Genomic DNA, 17,718 nt, shown 5'->3' with positions numbered 1-17,718 from the left:
GGCCCGCATCCGCGCCCACCTGGAACACCTTGGCCGTCTCCCAGCCACCGCTCAGCAGCACCTGGTTGTTGTATTCGGTGTGCTCGGAGATGCGGTCGATCTCGGAGAGCAGCTGATTGATCTCCTTTTGGATCGCCATGCGATCTGCGGCCACCAGGGTGTCGTTGGAGGCCTGCACCGCCAGTTCGCGGATGCGTTGCAGGGCATTGCTGGTTTCGTCCAGAGCCCCTTCGGCCACCTGGGACATGGAAATGGCGTCGTTGGCGTTGCGCACCGCCTGATTCAAACCACGAATCTGCGCCGTCATCCGGGTGGAAATCGCCAGACCCGCCGCATCATCCTTGGCGCTGTTGATCCGCAGTCCGGAAGAAAGACGTTTGAAAGTGGTACCCAAAGAATTGGTGGCTTGAGCCAAGTTACGCTGAGCGGTCAAGGAAACGACATTGGTGGCGATGGAAAAAGACATGTTATAATCCTCCCTGGACGGATCCCGCTGCCGAGATCTCGCGATTAATGACTTCCTTCCCTGGTCACCGCTGAACCGCTCATTGACTAGCAGGCCGGTCCGTGCCTGACATTCCTGCAAGCCGGGTCACGCCATCAAACAAGGCGCATCGACACGCTTTCAGGAAGCAAGTAATCCCTTCCGAAATCACCATTTCAGTCGTCACAGACGCTTTCGATGCGTTGAAAGCCTCCGATCACTGCCGATCAGGATACGGTTTGGTCCATCCGTGCAACATGGCATTTGGATTTGGACCGATGAGCGGTCCGGGAACAACGAGAGGATAAACATTGGAAAGACATGGTGAGAGCCTCCTGACCCCGGATCCATACATGGATTCCGTATCGTGATCGTCCCTGACTGGAGATGGGTTGTTCATTTCAAGGGCCAACCCGAGCCCTTTCGTGATGATCCAGAATCCCGCATTGTGATCTGGTCATCCGTTCCCGATCCATCCTTGGCCGGGCTGCTTGTGATACTTATCGGTGCGGCGGATCGGGAAGTTTAATCTATTTTTTCCCGCTTTTTTGCTGGCTTCCAACCCCTGGAAGCCGGTGCGGCACCGCTTGAAACATGTATCGGAGACCCGCGCGCCAGGGTTGAACGCTTTTCGCGCGGGTCGCCAAAAAAGTCAAAACGCCTGGGGAATGGGCGCCCCCTGGGGTGCGGGAGGTTTGCCAGCGGAGGTCGCCGCGCCACCCATCGGGGGAGGCTCGGGGGTCTGGGCGGCCAGATTCGGCAGAGGAGCCGCCGGGGATTGCTGGGCCGGTTTGGCCCCGTCGTCGTTCTGGTCCTCACCCCGTTTGGCCGCGATGGGCACACCGATGGCCTCGGACAACTGCACCGCGTCGGCCACATCCATGCGACTCAGGATCTTGGCCGCCACCTTTTCCGGCACCGCCTTGAGGGCCTTGACCGCCGTTTCCCGATCCATGGCCATGAGACTGGCGGCGGCGGCTTTGGGTTTCATGCCCGCGTAGATCTTGGCCAGACGCTTGATGTTGGCATCATCCATCACCTTTTCCCGGGCCAGATCCTCGCGGATGTTCTCCCGCAGCAACTCCAGGGCGGCGATACGCTTGTTCATCTTCTCTTCCAGTCGCTTGAGATCCGCCTCCCGCAGTTCCTGGAGTTTTTCCCGATCATCCAGGGCCAGACGACGTTTTTCCAATGCCTCCAGCAGGGCGATGGGATCCTTGGCCAGACCGAAATCGGCCATTTTGGCATTTTTGGCCTTCTCCTCGTGTTCCGCCACCCAGGCGGGAACCGCTCCGGCCAGCAACACCACCAGCACTGCCGACACACTCACGATGATGCGTGTCCGTTTGGAAATGTTCACGCCAAACCCCTCCTTGCCTGAAACTGACCGTCCGGATCCCGACCGATCCGCTGAATCGCCACCATATCCATCTGTTTCAACTCCTGACGGTGCGCCTCGCGTTGCTGACGCACATCCTCTTTCTTGGCCAACACCTCGGCCTGTTGCAACTGCATGCGAGTTCCGCGCCACGTCTCGCGGGCCACCTCCGATTCCTGCTGGGCGCGCCGCAAGGCCATCTCCAGCCGTTCACGCCGCCACGCCTGACCCGTCAGATAGGCATCCAGCAATCCCGGATCGGGACGCTCGGGTCCAGGAGCGGCCAGGGCGTCGATGGCGGCGGTTTTCTCCTCGGCGGTTTCCCGGTCCAATACCGCGATCCGCTGACGCAAATCCTCGATACGCGCCAGAGTCCTGGCAAACGCCTGACCGGCCGCCTCCTCCTTGAGACGCCGCAACTCCTCCAAGCGGGAAAAACGGTTCACCGTCCCTCCAGTGCAAAAAAAATGGTCCCGATACGCGATGGAGACTCGCCATTCCCGTCCGCATGACGCACACTTTGATCCATGCGGACCATCAACCCTTCTAAAATCTTAGCAATTATCATGCCCATCATCACGCACAGACTCCGCAACCCCGCCAGGGTGATGCTGTTGCCCCTGCTGGCCCTTTGGCTGTTCCATCCGGCCCCGTTGCGGGGGGCGGAAAAAGAACCGAACCTAGTGGTCCTCGCCATGGGGCCGGAAACCACCGAACTGTTGCGGCGCATCGGCGAACCTTTGGCGCAGGCGGCGGATCTGCCTCCCAAGGAGGTGCGGTTTCATGTGGTGCTCAACCCCACCCTCAACGCCTTCGCCATGCTCAACCGGCATATCGTCTTGAACAGCGGATTGCTGCTGGCGGTCCGGGACCGGGATGAACTGGCGGGAGTCATGGCCCACGAAATTGGCCATCTCAAGGCCGGGCACCATCTGCAACTGGAATCCTTGTCTCAGAAGCTGTCGATTCAGACCCTGATCACCACCGCCGCCGGCATTCTGGCCGGGGTGGCCTCCCGTGACGGACGGGTCAGTCAGGCGATGATCACCGGCGGAATGGCCTCGGCCCAAACCAACATGCTGGAGTCCATCCGTCGCAAAGAGTCCCAAGCCGACCGTCTGGCGGTCTCGCTGCTGGCCCGTACCGGATTCAATCCCGACGGACTGGCCAGATTCATGAACCGACTGGTGCAGCAACAACGGATCGCCTCCCTGCCTCCGCCCTATCTGCTCACCCATCCCATCACCACCGAACGACTGCTGGATGCCCAGCGCATGGCCTCGGAAGAGCCGGCCAACGCAAACAACCGTCCCGATCAAAAGGAAAACCAGTTGCTGGACCGGATGCGCGCCATTCTGGAGGCCGAAACCCACGACTCTCCGGAAGAAAGCATTCAACGGTTTCGCGAACGGCTCAAGCTCGATCCAGGCAATCTGGCCCTGGAACAAGGTCTGGCGGAATCCTTGCGCGCCGCCGGCAAACTCCCGGAGGCCGAAACCCTGTTCAACACCCTGGTGAAACAATACCCCAACGATCCCTATCTGCTGCGTCACCGGGGGGTGACCCGCATCGAGATGGGTCGTTTCGCCGAGGCGGAACAGGATCTCAAGGCGGCCATCGCCGGATTGCCCGATCAGGCCGATCTGCAATTCCGGTTGGCCTTCGCCCTGAAAGAACAGCAAAAACCCCTGGAGTCCATTCGCATTCTGCGTCAATTGGCCGCCCAGTATCCGGACGAGCCGCGTTATTTCTATCTGTTGGGAATCTGCGAGAGTCAGGCCGGACACCCGGGGGAGGGACACCTAGCCATGGGGCGACACAATGTGTTGATCCAGGAGCGGGACAACGCTATCTGGCATTTCCGGGAAGCCATGCGGCTGCTGCCCGCCGGATCGCCGGAACGAGACATCGCCCAGCGTGAGGAAAAACTGGCCAAGGAGATGGAACGCAAACCCGAACCCCAGGAAAAAGAACGCAAACGCCGCTGAACGATCGAGAACAAAAGAAGGGGATCTGGGGGATGAATCCCCCAGATCCCCTCTTTATTTTTGAATGGTTGTGATCAAACCTGCGCGGGCAGGGAACGACTGACCTGTTTCACGCGATTGGCCGCATCCACATACACCAACGTGGGCGCGAAGGCATCCGCCTCCTCGGGGGTCATGGCGACGAACGCGGCGATGATCAGAATATCCCCGTTTCTGGCCTTGTGGGCCGCCGAACCGTTGACCGAAATGGTACCACTGTCACGGGCGGCACGGATGGCATAGGTGGTCAACCGCTCCCCATTGGTGACATTCCACAGATGAATCTGTTCAAATTCACGCAATCCGGCCCGTTCCATCAACGTTTCATCGATGGCGCACGAACCCTCGTAGTCCACATGGGTCTCGGTGACCGTGGCCCGATGCAACTTGCATTTCAGCAGAGTAATCTCCATCCTCCAAATCCCTTTATGGCTCAGATTGACAATTCCGCTCCATCCTCGCGTGACAACACCATGTTGTCGATCAAACGCGCTCCTCCCACACGGGCAGCCATCAGCATCACGACATCGTCGTGATCCGCGACCTGGGTGACCCCCCGCAAGGTGTGTGCCTCGCGTACCGCCACATATTCCACCGTCTCGATGCCGGCCTGCTCAAGCACACCCCGGGCCACACGCTCCAACACCGCCACCTGCCGCTCGCCAGCCCGCCAGGCCTGCCGGGCCGCCAGCAATCCCCGATGCAAGGCCGTGGCCCGCACCCGATCCTCCGGGCCAAGATAACGGTTGCGACTCGACATGGCCAATCCATCCGCCTCCCGCACGGTGGGCACCCCCACCACGCGCAACGGCAAAACCAGATCCGTCACCAGACGCCGAATCAACAAAAACTGCTGATAGTCCTTCAACCCGAAAAAGGCCACATCGGGCCGCACCCGGTTGAACAGGATCGTCACCACCCCCGCCACCCCATCGAAATGCCCCGGTCTCGACCGCCCACACAGATCCAAAGCGAGGGGCTCGACCCGGATGGTGGTCTGGAAGCCTTCGGGATAGATTTCGGAGACCGATGGCAGATACACAGCATCACAGCCGACGCTCTCCAGCATCTCCCGATCCGCCTCCAGGGTGCGGGGATAACGGGCAAAATCCTCGTTGGGACCGAACTGGGTGGGATTGACGAAAATCGAGGCCACCACATGGGTACACTGCTCCCGGGCGGCGCGGATCAGGCTGAGATGACCCGGATGCAAAGCACCCATGGTGGGGACGAAACCAATGGCTCCGCCCTGCTGACGACACGCCCCGCGCCAGTGGGCCAGGGCCATCGAATCGGTCAGAAGTTCCATGATGTTTTTTATGTTCTCGTTGTCTGGTCAAAGAGCCACGATCAACCGGCGAAGCCGTGTTCGGGACCGGGGAACGCGCCGGAGCGCACCTCGTCGGCGAAGCGGCCCACGGCATCGACGATCCCCTGCCCCCCTTCCAGATAGTGCTTGACGAAACGGGGCCGCACGCCGTCGAAAAGCCCCAACAGGTCATATCCCACCAACACCTGCCCGTCACACGCCGGACCGGCGCCGATGCCGATGGTGGGAATGGCCAGTTGCCCGGTGATACTCTGAGCCAAAGCGGAGGGAATCCCCTCCAGAATCACGGCGAAAGCTCCGGCGCGCTCCACGGCCAGGGCATCTTCCAACACCTGCGCCGCCGCATCCCCCCGACCCTGCACCTTGAATCCGCCAAAAGCATGCACCGACTGGGGGGTCAAGCCCACATGGGCCATGACCGGGATGTGGTGATCGGCCAGAAACCGGATGGTTTCGACCATGCGCACCCCCCCTTCGAGCTTGACCGCCTGACAACCGCTCTCTTTGAGGATCCGCACCGCCGCGTCCATGACCACATGACCCGGCCCGTGACAGACACCGAAAGGCATGTCGCACACCACCAGAGCACGGGAGGCTCCCCGCACCACCGCAGTGGTGTGATGGATCATCTGATCCAGGGTGACCGGCAAGGTGGTCTCATGGCCCAGAATCACCATGCCCAGGGAGTCACCCACCAACAAAATCTCCACCCCGGCCTGCTCGAACAGACGGGCGAAGGTATAGTCATAAGCCGTCACGCAAACGATGCGTCGTCCGTCCCGTTTCATGCGCCCCAGTTCCGGGACCGTCACCCGGGGAGTCAAAGTCCCCTCCGTGGGTCCGACCGCAACGCACGGGGCCGCGCAACCCGGACTGGTACAACCCGGAGCGCCGTCACATGATCAACCAAAAGGAGAAGTGCCGCAGAAAAGAATCGCTTCATGAAAGTCCGTCCCGGTCCCCCACGAAGGGTGATCCAGGCGTCCCGCTAGGTTTGGGTTGAAACGGGGCAGACGAAAATCCCCGCATGACACACATCCTTGGGATAACGGGCAGGGTCGCGGCTCTTGAGGATCCATCCATGACGGGAGTCCGCGCCCATTCACTCCAAGGGATGATCCGGGCCGTATCATCGACTTCCCGGAGCAAGGTGTCAATGGTTTTACCGAAGCGGGGATGAATCCATCCAGGAGCCAAGTCGGCCATGGGTTGCAAAACGAAGCGTCGCCGATGCAAGCGGGGATGGGGCAGCACGAGGGTTCGGGTACGCATCACCCGCTGGCCATGAAACAGCAGGTCCAGATCCAGGGGACGGGGGCCCCAATGGATTTCGTGTTTCCGGTTGCGTCCTGCGGCGGTTTCGATCCGGGACAACAAAGAGAGCAGAGCCGAGGCCCCGAGGCGGGTTTCCACCACGGCCACCCCGTTGACGAACCAGGATTGGGCCTGCACCGGCCCCACCGGCTGGGTCAGATAGAGGGGAGAGAGGGTCAAACGATCCACTCCCCGATGGTGTCGCAGACGCTGGAGGGCGCGCAACAACAGGGCCAAAGAGTCCCTGCGATTGCCTCCGAGACCGATCCAGGCCACCCGCGTCAGGCGGGAGCCGAACCTAGATCCGTCCGCTGGCGTCGCCTTGGACATTCACCTTGATGTGCCAGGGTTCAAAGCGCACTCCCAACAGATTGTCCCGGGGATAGCGCAGGCGCAGATAACCCAGATCCCGCAGACGGTGAAAGACCGGCGTGGTCACGAAACGTTCGGTGAAGTTGAACGCACCCAGACCGGCCTGTCCCACGTCGAAATCGCTCACGCCGTGATAGGAGTATCCCGGAGGCGCCAGGGAACGGGAAGCTCTGGAAAGGTTGCCATTGCTGTCGGCCACCTTGGTAAGAAAGAGCAGAAACTGCTTGATCACGCTGCGCACTCCGGAGGTGAGCACCACCTGATCCCCCAGTTCCTTGCGCAGATGTTGATAGATCGCCTCGGGCTGTCCACGGAAGAGATAATTTCCGGTGCCTTGCAGCTTGACCACCTCTTGCATGGGGATGCGGTCCGTGAGGTTGCGCAACGGTTTTTCCCCGTAGAAGCCGTATTCCGAGGCGCTGGCGTAAAAAAGCTGTTCGAGGAAGTTGAGTTCCTCCACCGTGAAGGGGCCGACTTCGGTTTGGGTCCGAGCGATATAGACCGCCTGATCGAAATCCAACAGATAGAAGTTGCCAAACCCGACCATTTTCTGGATGCGGTTGAACCGTTTGACCGAGGAGAGCAGCAGATTGAGTTGTTCTTCTTTCAAGAACACGTCATCGGGATGGTCCTCGTTGAAATAGCGCACCTTGTGCAGATAGGCGTCCAGATCGTCGTCCCGGGAATCGGGAGTGGCCTTGGATTTGGGCAAGGGACCGGCAGGACGAGAGGATGCCGCAGCCGCCCACGCCTCCTGGCCGAACGGAAGCGATCCGATCGTACCTGCTGTCAAGATTTTCAGAAAACTCCGTCTATCCATGGTGTTCAAGTCCGATGCCTTATTGATTGAGATCGTCTTGTCCAGACATTCGTCGTCCGCGTGATTTCCCGATCATGGAAGTATCATACCACCCTTTCCGGCATAAAGGCCATGGTCCACTCCACACACAGATGCGCGGCGGCGCGTCCACACCAACCAAGCAATAATTTTGCCATATTGCCCGTATCAACATAAAAGCTGCAAAAATATCCCCCGATCCAGCCGATTTCCGCGCATTTCGCTTTGACGCGCCTCCCCTTGTGGGGTACAAAGCGAGCGTATCTATAAAGAAAGAGAACGTTCCCATTTCCTCCAGCAATGCGTCACTCATGCCCGCATCCCATCCGCGCCATCACCGGGTCAGCCCCCGACACCAGACCGGACACAGGTTACCCGCGTCTTTGCCGCGGCTGTTTTTCCAGCTGACGGCAATCGGCTTGCTGATGGTTCTGTTGACTGGTCTGGTCCAGGCCGAGGATCCTTCCAACCTCTCCACCCATGACGCCATGGACGAAATCGTTCAGGATGCCGTCAAGGAAAATATCACACACGAACCCTCCAAAAAAACAGAAAAAATCACTCCTTCCCTCTCCGCGGCGGAGATGTGCGCAAAAATCGGCGGCAAATTGCGCAGTGTCGATCCCATGGCCTGCCAGAATTTCAATCTGCAAGCCACCGGCGCCCATTCGGTCAACGGACTGCCCATTCTGATCAAAGAGTACCCGCCCCAACCCAGTCGCCCCCCCCAGGCCCGGGTGCTGCTGCTGGGAGGCATCCACGGGGATGAATACTCCTCGGTGAGCATCGTGTTCAAATGGATGGAAATTCTCGATGCTCACCACTCCGGCCTGTTCCACTGGCGCATCGTCCCACTGGTCAACCCCGACGGCCTGCTGCGGGAGGCCTCGCAACGCACCAACGCCCACGGGGTGGATCTGAACCGCAACTTTCCCACCACCGACTGGCAACGGGAAAGCCGCGACTATTGGATGAACAAAACCAACAGCGATCCCCGTCGCTACCCCGGTCCCGCCCCGTTGAGCGAACCCGAATCCCGCTGGGTCGCCGAAGAGATCGAACGATTCCGTCCCAACGCCATCGTCTCCCTCCATGCCCCCTTCGGACTGCTCGACTTCGACGGTCCCCCCACAACCCCGCCGGAACGACTCGGCGCCCTTTACCTGACCCTGCTCGGCACCTATCCTGGTTCTTTGGGACGATTCGCGGGCATCCAAAAAAAGTTGCCCATCATCACCATCGAACTCCCCTTTGCGGGAGTCCTGCCCAATCCAACGGAAATCACCTCCATGTGGTCCGATATGGTCCAATGGATCCGTGGGCACGTCTACGACCGCAAACCCAGAAAAACCCTCACCCTGGAACGCCCACGACCATGAATCCACTCCTGAACCTTCTGGAACCTTATCCGTTTGAAAAACTGGCCGTTCTGCTGGCCAACGTCACCTCGTCCACCCTGTCGCCGATCAATCTGTCCATCGGCGAACCCAAACATCCTCCGGCCCCCTTTCTGCTCGACGCCATGCGGGACTCGCTCCACGAGGTCTCCCGCTATCCCTCGACTCAGGGCATGCCGGAACTGCGTCAGGCCGCCTGTCAATGGACCGAAACCCGTTTTCAGCTCCAGTCCGGCGCCCTGGATCCGGATCGTCACCTGTTGCCGGTCAACGGCACCCGCGAGGCGCTGTTCTCCATCGCCCAGGCCGTGGTGGATCCCGCCCCGAAAAACCGTTCCAAACCCGCCATCCTGATGCCCAATCCCTTCTATCAGATCTACGAAGGGGCGGCCATCATGGCCCATGCGGAACCGATCTACATGAACGCCAGCGCCTCGGAAGGATTCCTGCCCGACTTCGGCGCCCTGCCCCCCGCCCTGCTCGACCGGGTGCAACTGCTGTATCTGTGTACCCCCTCCAACCCCACCGGGGCCGCCTTCTCCCTGGAACGGTTACAAACCCTTATCCAATTGGCGGACCGTCACAATTTCGTCATCGTCTCCGACGAGTGCTACTCGGAAATCTGGTACAACAGCCCGCCTCCCGGCATTCTTCAGGCCGCCTGGCGCGCCGGACGCAAGGATTTTCAACGCTGCGTGGCCTTCCACTCCCTGTCCAAGCGCTCCAACCTCCCCGGCGCCCGCAGCGGATTCGTGGCCGGCGACCCGACCATCTTGAAAAAATATCAACAACTCCGAACCTATACCGGATGCTCCACCCCGCCTTTCATCCAGCGGGCTGCCATCGCCGCCTGGAAAGACGAATCCCATGTGGCAGAAAACCGCGCCATCTATCGACAAAAACTCGCCGACGCCCTGGAAATCCTCTCCCCGGTGCTGCCGGTCCGGGCGCCGGACGCGGGTTTCTATCTGTGGTTGCAGGTGCCGGGTGGCGGAGAACGCTTTGCCCATCGTCTCTATGACCGCTACAATGTGACCACGCTCCCGGGGGCCTATCTGAGCCGCTCCACGGGACACGCCACCCATCCCGGCGCCAGCGGCAATCCCGGAGAAGGGTGCCTCCGGGTGGCCCTGGTGGCCTCGGTGGAAGAAAACCGCGACGCCATGCAGCGCATTGCCTCCTGCGCCAAGGAACTTCAATCCTGAAATCCACCTCCAGCCACAAGGAGATCTTGAGTGTCCGATCCACAAACCATCATTGAAGCGGCCTGGGAAGACCGCGCCAACATCGGTCCCGATTGCGATGCCACCTTGCGTCAGATCATTCTCGGTGTCATCGACGACCTGGACCAGGGCCGGTTGCGGGTGGCCCAGCCCGTTCCCGCCGACACTCCGGCTCCCGAAGGGGCCACCCATGGCTGGATGGTCAACCAATGGGTCAAAAAGGCGGTGCTGCTCTACTTCAAGATTCACGACAACACCACCATCCGCGCCGGTGACGCCCGCTGGTTCGACAAGGTGCCGCTGAAATTCACCACCTGGAAGAAAAAACAGTTCCGGGAGGCGGGCATCCGGGTGGTCCCCTCGGCCATCGCCCGCCGGGGCTGCTTCATCGCCCCCAAGGCGGTGCTGATGCCCTGCTACATCAACATCGGCGCCTATGTGGATTCCGCCACCATGGTGGATACCTGGTCCACGGTGGGCTCCTGCGCCCAGATCGGCAAGAATGTCCATCTGTCCGGCGGCGTGGGCATCGGCGGCGTGCTGGAACCTTTGCAGGCCAATCCGGTGATCATCGAGGACAATTGCTTCATCGGCGCTCGCGCCGAAGTGGCGGAAGGGGTGATCGTGGGCACAGGCTCGGTGATCTCCATGGGGGTCTATCTGGGGGCGTCCACCCGTATCGTGGACCGCAATACCGGTGAAATCCACCTGGGCTATGTCCCCCCCTACTCGGTGGTGGTCTCCGGCACCATGCCCGGCAAACCCCTGCCCAATGGCGAACCCGGTCCCAATCTCTACTGCGCCGTGATCGTCAAAACCGTGGACGAGCGCACCCGCTCCAAAACCGGCATCAACGAACTGCTGCGGGAGTTCTGATGCTCTCCTCCCCCCTGTTTTCCGATCGTCACCCGACGACCGGAAAACAGGGGGGAGTTGCCGGTGGTATCGCCATGGGGAATTTAATTCTTTAAATAATCAGTCATACAATACAACATGTTCAATATGCTGAAATACGTGACCATGCGCCAATTGGCCTGCTTTGAAACGCACGCAAAAAATCCCGCAAGTCTTGACTTCTTGCGGGATTTTTACACTTCAATCCACATTTTTTGAAAAAATGATTTGGTGCCCACGCCCGGAATCGAACCGGGACGACCTTTCGGTCAGCGGATTTTAAGTCCGATGCGTCTACCTGTTCCGCCACGAGGGCAAAGCCGACTGTGTGTGTTTGAAGCCGGATCCGGGAGATCTGCCCAGGAATCCGCCCAAAGGTACAATCCAACAACCCACATCCCGCCACAAGCAACGGAAGTGGCTCAATCCCGGATGGTCACCTCTTGTGGTTCAAGACGGCCATCGCGGTTCAAAAAACCATTCATTTCCAGACGGCCATCGGTTTGCATGCCCACCACCAGCATCAAGGCGTCCGGATAGACCGCCAGCTCCCGATCCATGGAGGAGGGTTGCGCCGGTCCTTTCGGATGGCTGTGGTAGATGGCCACCACTTCCCGCCCCTGCTCCCGCAGTTCCCGGAAAAGCCGGATCTGCTCGTTGGAATCCGCCAGGAAAGTCTGTTCCCCTGGGGCGATGTTGGTCAAGGGGTGCCAGGAGAGCGCCTCCCGCCCCTGACCGGCCAGTACGCCAACGCATTCACGGGGCAAGGAACGCTGCGCATGGGCGAGAATCTTGTTGACCAGAATTCGAGAAATGATCCACATCGCCTTGTCACACGGTTCGGGGGGAGCAATCTTTCAGAAAATAGTGTATTGTGAAAAAGAAATCAACTGTCGGGTGGCCTCTTTTAGCCATTGTGGTCCATCCATTCACGGATTATTGTCTGGCCTCTCATGAAAGTCTATCTGCAACGACCCAACCCGGTCACGGGTGCAGTGCTTTATTATTCCATTCAGATTCAAAGGGATCTGTTGGGACGATGGCATGTTATCCGGGAATGGGGACGTTCCGGATCACCCGGCACCCTGCGCCAAACCCCCTACGACGCCTATGAACTGGCCATGGAAGCCATGCTCGCCATCGAAACCGAACTCCTCGACAAGGGGTACCAGGCCATGATGCGCGAAGGAATGAGCCCGTCCATGGCCGGATTGCTGACTCAAGGAGCCCAATAGATGACCCGCGTGCATGAAATCATGGAAACCGGACCGCTTCAGGTCAACTGTCAACTGCTCGGAGATCCGGTCAGCGGCGAGGCCGTGGTGGTGGATCCGGGTGGAGACGCCAACAAAATCCTCGACCGATTGAAACATTTGCGACTCAAGCCTACCCATATCGTCTGCACCCATGGTCATTTCGATCACGTCGGCGGCGTGGCCGAGTTGAAACGTTTGACCGGAATACCGTTCTGGATTCATGAGGCGGATCGGTTTCTGATCGAAAATTCAGCCCGTCATGCGGCAACCTGGGGTCTGCCCTTCGGTGCGGTGCCGACCATCGATCGAACCATCCAGGACAAGGAAATGTTGCGCATCGCCGGCTTGACCTTGGAAGTGATCCATACACCGGGCCACACCCCGGGGGGGGTGTGTCTGCGTTGCGGGGATGATCTGCTGGTCGGGGATACGTTGTTTGCCGGATCCATCGGACGCACCGACCTGCCGGGCGGGGATCACGAACAGTTGATGCACTCGATTCGCACGCGACTGCTCACTTTGGGAGACGGGGTGAGATGTCATCCGGGTCACGGTCCCTCCACCACCCTGGGACGGGAACGCCGCAGCAATCCCTTTCTCACCGGCGCGTTTTAAAAAAACGACACCATTGAAAAAAAGAGAGGGCCTGGGAGATTTATCTCCCAGGGTTTTAATTTTTTGACTTTAAAAATTACAAATCTGTAAATTTTTATTTTTAAAGTCAAAACCCTGGGGGAAGAATCCCCCAGACCCCTTCTTTTTTTTAATAGCGGACCAGCTTCACTTCCAGCACGTTGGGGACGGTTTCCAGACGCTTCATCACCTCCAGCGGCACATCCTGATCCACATTGATAAAGGCAATGGCGCGTCCGCCGATATCCTGACGACCCAGATGGAAGTTGGCGATATTGATCTGCGCCTCACCCAGAATGGTTCCCACCCGTCCGATCAGACCAGGCGCATCGTTGTTGGCCACGAACAACAGATTGCCCTCGGGCGTGGCCTCGATGGGAATATTGCTCATGGCCACAATGCGCGGTTCCTTGCCATAAAGCAGCGTGCCGGTGATGCAACGCTCACTGGTTTCGGTGGTGATGGTCACCCCCAACGCGGAGGTGAAACCTTTGTGGGAATGACGACGTACCGCCTCCACCACCTCGATACCCCGTTCCTCGGCCAGCAACGGCGCATTGACCAGATTGACTCCCGCCAGCATGGGTTTCAACAGGCTGTTGAGCACCATATTGGTAATGGGCTTGCGGCTCAGGGTGGAGACCTCCCCTTCGTACAACACCTCGATGCGCTTGATGCCCGACTCGGTCAACTGCCCCAGGGTGGTACCCAGCTTGTCCGCCAGATTCAGATAGGGACGCAACGTGGACAACTCCCCTTCCGAAACCGCCGGAATGTTCAAGGCGTTCTGAACCGTGCCCTTGAGGAGATAATCGGCGATCTGCTCGGCGATCTGTACCGCCACCTTGACCTGGGCCTCATGGGTCGAGGCGCCAAGATGGGGGGTGAACACCACGTTGTCGAGTTCAAACAGAGGACTTTCCTTGGCGGGTTCCTGCTCGAACACATCCAGACCAGCGGCGAATACCTTGCCAGATTTCAGGGCATGATACAGGGCAGTCTCATCGATGATGCCGCCACGGGCGCAGTTGACCACGATCACGCCCTTTTTCATGCGCTCGAAGGCGTCGGCGTTGACGATGTGACGGGTGGCGGGAATCAGGGGAGTGTGAACGGTCAACACATCGATCTGGGGCCAAAACTCCTCCAGGGTGGGACACAAGGTCACCCCCAGATCCTCCGCCCGCTGATTGCTGATGAAGGGATCAAAAGCCAACACCCGCATTTTCAGCCCCAGAAAACGATCCACCACCAGGGAACCGATATTGCCCGTGCCGATGATGCCCAACACCTTGCCCGACAACTCCCGTCCCATGAAACCGTTCTTTTCCCATTTGCCCAGACGGGTGGAAGCCGTGGCCGCCGGAATGTGACGGGCTGCGGCCAGGGCGAGGGCCACGGTCAATTCGGCGGTGGTGGTGGCGTTGCCAAAGGGAGCGTTCATCACGATCACCCCGCGCTTGGAGGCGGCGGGAATGTTGACGTTATCCACACCGATGCCGGCCCGTCCGATCACCTTGAGATTGGTGGCAGCTTCGATGAGTTCGGCGGTCAGTTTGGTGGCGGAACGGATGGCGATACCATCGTATTCCGGCAGAATCGATTTCAATTCCTCGGGACTCAATCCCGGCTTATAATCCACCTCCACGCCACGGGCTTTGAAGGCGGCTTCGGCTTCGGAGGACATTTTGTCGGAGATGAGTACCTTTGGCATGGCGGCGTTTCCTGTTTCCTTACATGGGGGGGAATAGTCCATTGAAAATCGATCAAAATCCACAGCATGCAATATTAACACACCTCAAGATGGGTGACAAGCGGACAAGCATGGCACGGGTGTTGATCGTGGCCGGTTCCGACCCGGTGGCCGGGGCCGGAATCCAGGCGGATTTGAAGGTGGTGACGGCGTTGGGGGTCTATGGCATGACGGCGATCACGGCCATCACGGTCCAGGATACCGGATCGGTTTCCCGGGTGGTGCCTCTGCCCGCGGAATTGGTGATCGCGCAGATGCGGGCCTGTCTGGAGGATATCGGCGCCGATTGTGTCAAGTTGGGGATGCTGGCCACGGGAGAGATCACCCGTGCCGTGGCGGGAGTGCTGGCGGAATATCCGGATATTCCGCTGGTGGCGGATCCGGTGTTGGCCGGGACCGGGGGTGGCATTCTGCTGGAACCCGGTGGACTGGAGAGCTATCGCAGGGAACTGGTGCCCCGCACCACCCTGTTGACTCCCAATCTGCCAGAGGCGGCGGCCTTGACCGGTCTGTCGGTGACCACGATGGACCAAATGCAAGAGGCGGCGCGACAACTGCGACAGATGGGGGCGGGAGCGGTATTGCTCAAGGGGGGGCATCTGGACGGGGAGATGGCCAAGGACTGGTTGGAAAACGGGGCGGAGAGTCGGTTGTTTCAGGATCGCCGTCTGCCGGGTCCGGGTTTTCACGGCACGGGTTGCACGTTGGCATCGGCCATCGCGGCGGGTCTGGCCAAGGGGTTGTCGGTGATGGAGGCGGTGACGGCGGGGCGAATCTGGTTGCGTGACGCCATGGAGCATAGCCTGTCTCTGGGGGCCGGCCAAAGACTGCTATGGCGATAACCTATTGAAAAAAAAGAGGTGGTCTGGAGGATTCATCCTCCAGGGTTTTGACTTTAAAAATCAATCAACAATCATAAAAATATTATTTTTTAAAATCAAAAGATCAAAACCCTGGGAGATGAATCTCCCAGACCCTCTCTTTTTTTTTCAATGGTCACGGCAGCGCGTCGAACAGTCGCTCCATCAGCCGCTGATAGACCCGGCTCAACGCCTCCAGATCGGCCACCGGGGCCGATTCGTTGACCTTGTGAATGGTTCGCCCCACCAGTCCCAACTCCAAAGTCTGAGGACAATCGCGGGAGATGAATCGGGCATCGGAAGTGCCTCCCCCGGTGGAAGGCCGGGGTGTGATCCCCAGAACCTCCCGTGTCGCCTCCTCCAGACAATGCCCCAACACACCGGTTTGGGTCAAAAAGGGCAATCCCGAAACCTCCAAAAACAGTTCATACTCGCAACCATCCGCATCCAACACCCCCCGAATGGCCTTTTCCAACGATTCCGGAGTGCTGGCCGTGCCGAAACGAATGTTGAACCGCACGATCAACAGACTGGGAATCACATTGTTGGTGGTGGCATCCCCGGCATGGATGGTGGTGAGCTGCAAAGAGGTGGGGGGAAAATCCGCACTGCCTTCGTCGAAACGCAACACCGCCAATTGCGCCAAAAGCGGCATGGCCCGATGAATCGGATTGTTGGCCAAATGGGGATGGGCCACATGCCCTTGACGACCCAGAAAACGAATCTCCCCGTTCAACGAGCCACGGCGTCCATTCTTGTATTGATCCCCCAACACCGCATCGCTGGTCGGCTCCCCCACCAGACAAAAATCCAGGCTTTCCCCTTTTTCCCGCAACCATTCCAACACTTTCACGGTGCCCTGGGTGGCCTCTCCCTCTTCGTCGCCGGTGATCAAAAAAGAAATCGAATGACGAAAATCCGGACGTGACTTTAAAAACCGTTCCGCCGCCACGATCATGGCCGCCACTCCCCCCTTCATGTCGGCCACCCCCCGCCCCACGAGCTGCCCGTCGTGAATCTCTCCGGCAAAAGGGCCACACTGCCAATGGGCGGGATTGCCCGGAGAGACCACATCGGTATGCCCCGCCAGACACAGATTGCTGCCTGTGGTGCCGATGCGGGCGTACAGATTGTCCACCCCGCCGAAACGCAAGGAATGCACAGTGAATCCCGCCTGTTGCAGACGCTGCTGGACAATGGCCTGACAGCCCGCATCCACCGGTGTGACGGAAGGAACACGCACCAGTTGGGCGGCGAGTTCGGTGGTATCGGTACTGGCGGGATGGTTCATGATGGTCCACTCACCTGGGATGCACAATCAATCGGGGAATCCTGAAGGAAAAAAACTTCCCCCAGGGAGTCATTTGGGTACAGCCGGGGAGAAAGTCTCCCGCACCGTGATGCGTTGTCGGGTGGAGGCGTCCCGGGTGGCGAAAGCCATCACCCAACCTGTGGTATTGGTGGAATCCGTAACCTGCAACCAACCATTTTCCCCCCAATGCACGATGAGATCAACGCCCTGATGCAACTCCTTCAGCAGCGTACCCTGAAAGGAGGGCATGGAGTGCAAATTGAGTTTGGGCAGATCCACCACCACCGTGCGGGTGGCGTGAATGGGCGCAGGCGATTCGGACGGGCTCTCTTCCGGATCGGTGGGAAACTGGATGGGACGGCGCGGAAAGACCATCGACGCCAATAAACGATTTTCCATACCCGGCGTGACCACCGGATCGGAAGGCGCAACCGGTCCCGAAGGAACAACGACTGTCGAAGCCGGAGCTGGCACCGCTTCAGGCACAGGCGCATCCGCCGCGTTGGTCGAGGCCGGTGTCGGAACCTGTGTCGGGGCCGAATCCGAAGATGGGGCTGGGGTCGGGGCCGAATCCGAAGATGGGGCTGGGGTCGGGGCCGGGGCTGGGGTCAGCGCCGGGGCCGGAGCTGGGGTCGGAGTCGGGGCCG

General features: G+C 59.5%; 19 protein-coding genes and 1 tRNA gene. 7 read left to right on the top strand and 13 right to left on the bottom strand.

The annotated features are described in order from the left end of the window. The 3 genes from HQL98_15845 to fliJ form a co-directional block, all read right to left on the bottom strand. The coding region (locus HQL98_15845; GenBank protein ID MBF0273519.1) for a flagellin at positions 1-466 on the bottom strand (466 nt) is incomplete at its 3' end. Positions 467-1,136: 670 nt separating this feature from the next. Further along, positions 1,137-1,844, bottom strand: a complete 708-nt coding sequence (locus HQL98_15840) for a hypothetical protein (GenBank protein ID MBF0273518.1) — start codon at positions 1,842-1,844, stop codon at positions 1,137-1,139. Continuing rightward, the gene (fliJ, locus tag HQL98_15835; GenBank protein ID MBF0273517.1) at positions 1,841-2,308 is read right to left on the bottom strand and encodes a flagellar export protein FliJ; all 468 of its coding nucleotides are present in this window, start codon (positions 2,306-2,308) and stop codon (positions 1,841-1,843) included. The genes HQL98_15840 and fliJ overlap by 4 nt, the downstream gene beginning before the upstream one ends. A gap of 120 nt (positions 2,309-2,428) precedes the next feature. On the opposite strand from fliJ, the gene HQL98_15830 reads away from it, so the two are divergent. Continuing rightward, on the top strand, positions 2,429-3,850 hold the full coding sequence (locus tag HQL98_15830; protein MBF0273516.1) for a M48 family metalloprotease: 1,422 nt from the start codon (positions 2,429-2,431) through the stop codon (positions 3,848-3,850). 74 nt (positions 3,851-3,924) lie between these two features. Here HQL98_15830 and HQL98_15825 read toward each other — a convergent pair whose 3' ends face one another. From HQL98_15825 to HQL98_15805, 5 genes are all read right to left on the bottom strand, one after another. Next, complete coding sequence (locus HQL98_15825; GenBank protein MBF0273515.1) at positions 3,925-4,302, bottom strand: aspartate 1-decarboxylase; 378 nt, start codon at positions 4,300-4,302, stop codon at positions 3,925-3,927. A gap of 20 nt (positions 4,303-4,322) precedes the next feature. Next, on the bottom strand, positions 4,323-5,198 hold the full coding sequence (locus HQL98_15820; GenBank protein MBF0273514.1) for a pantoate--beta-alanine ligase: 876 nt from the start codon (positions 5,196-5,198) through the stop codon (positions 4,323-4,325). A gap of 41 nt (positions 5,199-5,239) precedes the next feature. After that, positions 5,240-6,043: a 3-methyl-2-oxobutanoate hydroxymethyltransferase gene (panB, locus tag HQL98_15815; protein MBF0273513.1), complete on the bottom strand. Its 804-nt coding sequence runs from the start codon at positions 6,041-6,043 to the stop codon at positions 5,240-5,242. Between the two features lie 115 nt (positions 6,044-6,158). Continuing rightward, positions 6,159-6,863: a 2-amino-4-hydroxy-6-hydroxymethyldihydropteridine diphosphokinase gene (gene folK / locus HQL98_15810; GenBank protein MBF0273512.1), complete on the bottom strand. Its 705-nt coding sequence runs from the start codon at positions 6,861-6,863 to the stop codon at positions 6,159-6,161. Beyond that, positions 6,832-7,725: a D-alanyl-D-alanine carboxypeptidase family protein gene (locus HQL98_15805; GenBank protein ID MBF0273511.1), complete on the bottom strand. Its 894-nt coding sequence runs from the start codon at positions 7,723-7,725 to the stop codon at positions 6,832-6,834. The genes folK and HQL98_15805 overlap by 32 nt, the downstream gene beginning before the upstream one ends. A gap of 443 nt (positions 7,726-8,168) precedes the next feature. Between HQL98_15805 and HQL98_15800 the strand changes: the two genes are divergently transcribed. The 3 genes from HQL98_15800 to dapD are packed head-to-tail and all read left to right on the top strand — an operon-like array spanning position 8,169 to position 11,239. Further along, positions 8,169-9,122 (top strand): murein peptide amidase A, encoded by a 954-nt coding sequence (locus tag HQL98_15800; protein MBF0273510.1) that lies wholly within the window; start codon positions 8,169-8,171, stop codon positions 9,120-9,122. Beyond that, entirely contained in the window at positions 9,119-10,345 is a 1,227-nt protein-coding gene (dapC, locus tag HQL98_15795; protein ID MBF0273509.1) for a succinyldiaminopimelate transaminase, read from the top strand. Before HQL98_15800 ends, dapC begins: the two co-directional genes overlap by 4 nt. A 30-nt stretch (positions 10,346-10,375) precedes the next feature. Next, positions 10,376-11,239, top strand: coding sequence for a 2,3,4,5-tetrahydropyridine-2,6-dicarboxylate N-succinyltransferase (gene dapD, locus HQL98_15790; protein MBF0273508.1), 864 nt, complete (start codon positions 10,376-10,378; stop codon positions 11,237-11,239). A gap of 247 nt (positions 11,240-11,486) precedes the next feature. On the opposite strand, the gene HQL98_15785 is transcribed toward dapD, so the two are convergent. Together HQL98_15785 and HQL98_15780 are read right to left on the bottom strand one after the other, a co-directional pair. Next, a tRNA-Leu gene (locus HQL98_15785) sits at positions 11,487-11,573 on the bottom strand. Positions 11,574-11,679: 106 nt separating this feature from the next. Beyond that, the gene (locus HQL98_15780; protein MBF0273507.1) at positions 11,680-12,081 is read right to left on the bottom strand and encodes a M67 family metallopeptidase; all 402 of its coding nucleotides are present in this window, start codon (positions 12,079-12,081) and stop codon (positions 11,680-11,682) included. Positions 12,082-12,210: 129 nt separating this feature from the next. On the opposite strand from HQL98_15780, the gene HQL98_15775 reads away from it, so the two are divergent. Together HQL98_15775 and HQL98_15770 are read left to right on the top strand one after the other, a co-directional pair. Next, the gene (locus HQL98_15775; protein ID MBF0273506.1) at positions 12,211-12,492 is read left to right on the top strand and encodes a WGR domain-containing protein; all 282 of its coding nucleotides are present in this window, start codon (positions 12,211-12,213) and stop codon (positions 12,490-12,492) included. 21 nt (positions 12,493-12,513) lie between these two features. After that, a complete protein-coding gene (locus HQL98_15770; GenBank protein ID MBF0273505.1) occupies positions 12,514-13,128 on the top strand; it encodes an MBL fold metallo-hydrolase in 615 nt (204 codons plus the stop codon). A 148-nt stretch (positions 13,129-13,276) separates the two neighbouring features. On the opposite strand, the gene HQL98_15765 is transcribed toward HQL98_15770, so the two are convergent. Next, positions 13,277-14,860, bottom strand: coding sequence for a phosphoglycerate dehydrogenase (locus HQL98_15765; protein ID MBF0273504.1), 1,584 nt, complete (start codon positions 14,858-14,860; stop codon positions 13,277-13,279). 110 nt (positions 14,861-14,970) lie between these two features. Here HQL98_15765 and thiD point away from each other — a divergent pair, with 110 nt between their 5' ends. Further along, positions 14,971-15,741 carry a bifunctional hydroxymethylpyrimidine kinase/phosphomethylpyrimidine kinase gene (gene thiD / locus HQL98_15760; protein MBF0273503.1) on the top strand — a complete coding sequence of 257 codons (771 nt, stop codon included), beginning with the start codon at positions 14,971-14,973 and terminating at the stop codon, positions 15,739-15,741. Positions 15,742-15,895: 154 nt separating this feature from the next. On the opposite strand, the gene dapE is transcribed toward thiD, so the two are convergent. Then, a complete protein-coding gene (dapE, locus tag HQL98_15755) occupies positions 15,896-17,050 on the bottom strand; it encodes a succinyl-diaminopimelate desuccinylase (protein ID MBF0273502.1) in 1,155 nt (384 codons plus the stop codon). A gap of 69 nt (positions 17,051-17,119) precedes the next feature. After that, positions 17,120-17,718: hypothetical protein (locus HQL98_15750; protein ID MBF0273501.1), on the bottom strand; the 599-nt coding region annotated here is incomplete at its 5' end.

The organism is Magnetococcales bacterium, from assembly GCA_015231755.1.
In the GTDB taxonomy this organism is placed as follows: Bacteria; Pseudomonadota; Magnetococcia; order Magnetococcales; family Magnetaquicoccaceae; genus Magnetaquiglobus.
This window is presented reverse-complemented; position numbering and strand designations above follow the sequence as displayed.

What these genes read in the sequence shown, in the direction of transcription:
- HQL98_15830 (MBF0273516.1), top strand. Translation starts at nt 2,429, where the DNA reads ATGCCCATCATCACGCACAGACTCCGCAACCCCGCCAGGGTGATGCTG.
- HQL98_15825 (MBF0273515.1), bottom strand. Translation starts at nt 4,302, where the DNA reads ATGGAGATTACTCTGCTGAAATGCAAGTTGCATCGGGCCACGGTCACC.
- HQL98_15820 (MBF0273514.1), bottom strand. Translation starts at nt 5,198, where the DNA reads ATGGAACTTCTGACCGATTCGATGGCCCTGGCCCACTGGCGCGGGGCG.
- folK (MBF0273512.1), bottom strand. Translation starts at nt 6,863, where the DNA reads ATGTCCAAGGCGACGCCAGCGGACGGATCTAGGTTCGGCTCCCGCCTG.
- HQL98_15805 (MBF0273511.1), bottom strand. Translation starts at nt 7,725, where the DNA reads ATGGATAGACGGAGTTTTCTGAAAATCTTGACAGCAGGTACGATCGGA.
- HQL98_15800 (MBF0273510.1), top strand. Translation starts at nt 8,169, where the DNA reads ATGGTTCTGTTGACTGGTCTGGTCCAGGCCGAGGATCCTTCCAACCTC.
- dapC (MBF0273509.1), top strand. Translation starts at nt 9,119, where the DNA reads ATGAATCCACTCCTGAACCTTCTGGAACCTTATCCGTTTGAAAAACTG.
- HQL98_15780 (MBF0273507.1), bottom strand. Translation starts at nt 12,081, where the DNA reads ATGTGGATCATTTCTCGAATTCTGGTCAACAAGATTCTCGCCCATGCG.
- HQL98_15775 (MBF0273506.1), top strand. Translation starts at nt 12,211, where the DNA reads ATGAAAGTCTATCTGCAACGACCCAACCCGGTCACGGGTGCAGTGCTT.
- HQL98_15770 (MBF0273505.1), top strand. Translation starts at nt 12,514, where the DNA reads ATGGAAACCGGACCGCTTCAGGTCAACTGTCAACTGCTCGGAGATCCG.
- HQL98_15765 (MBF0273504.1), bottom strand. Translation starts at nt 14,860, where the DNA reads ATGCCAAAGGTACTCATCTCCGACAAAATGTCCTCCGAAGCCGAAGCC.
- thiD (MBF0273503.1), top strand. Translation starts at nt 14,971, where the DNA reads ATGGCACGGGTGTTGATCGTGGCCGGTTCCGACCCGGTGGCCGGGGCC.
- dapE (MBF0273502.1), bottom strand. Translation starts at nt 17,050, where the DNA reads ATGAACCATCCCGCCAGTACCGATACCACCGAACTCGCCGCCCAACTG.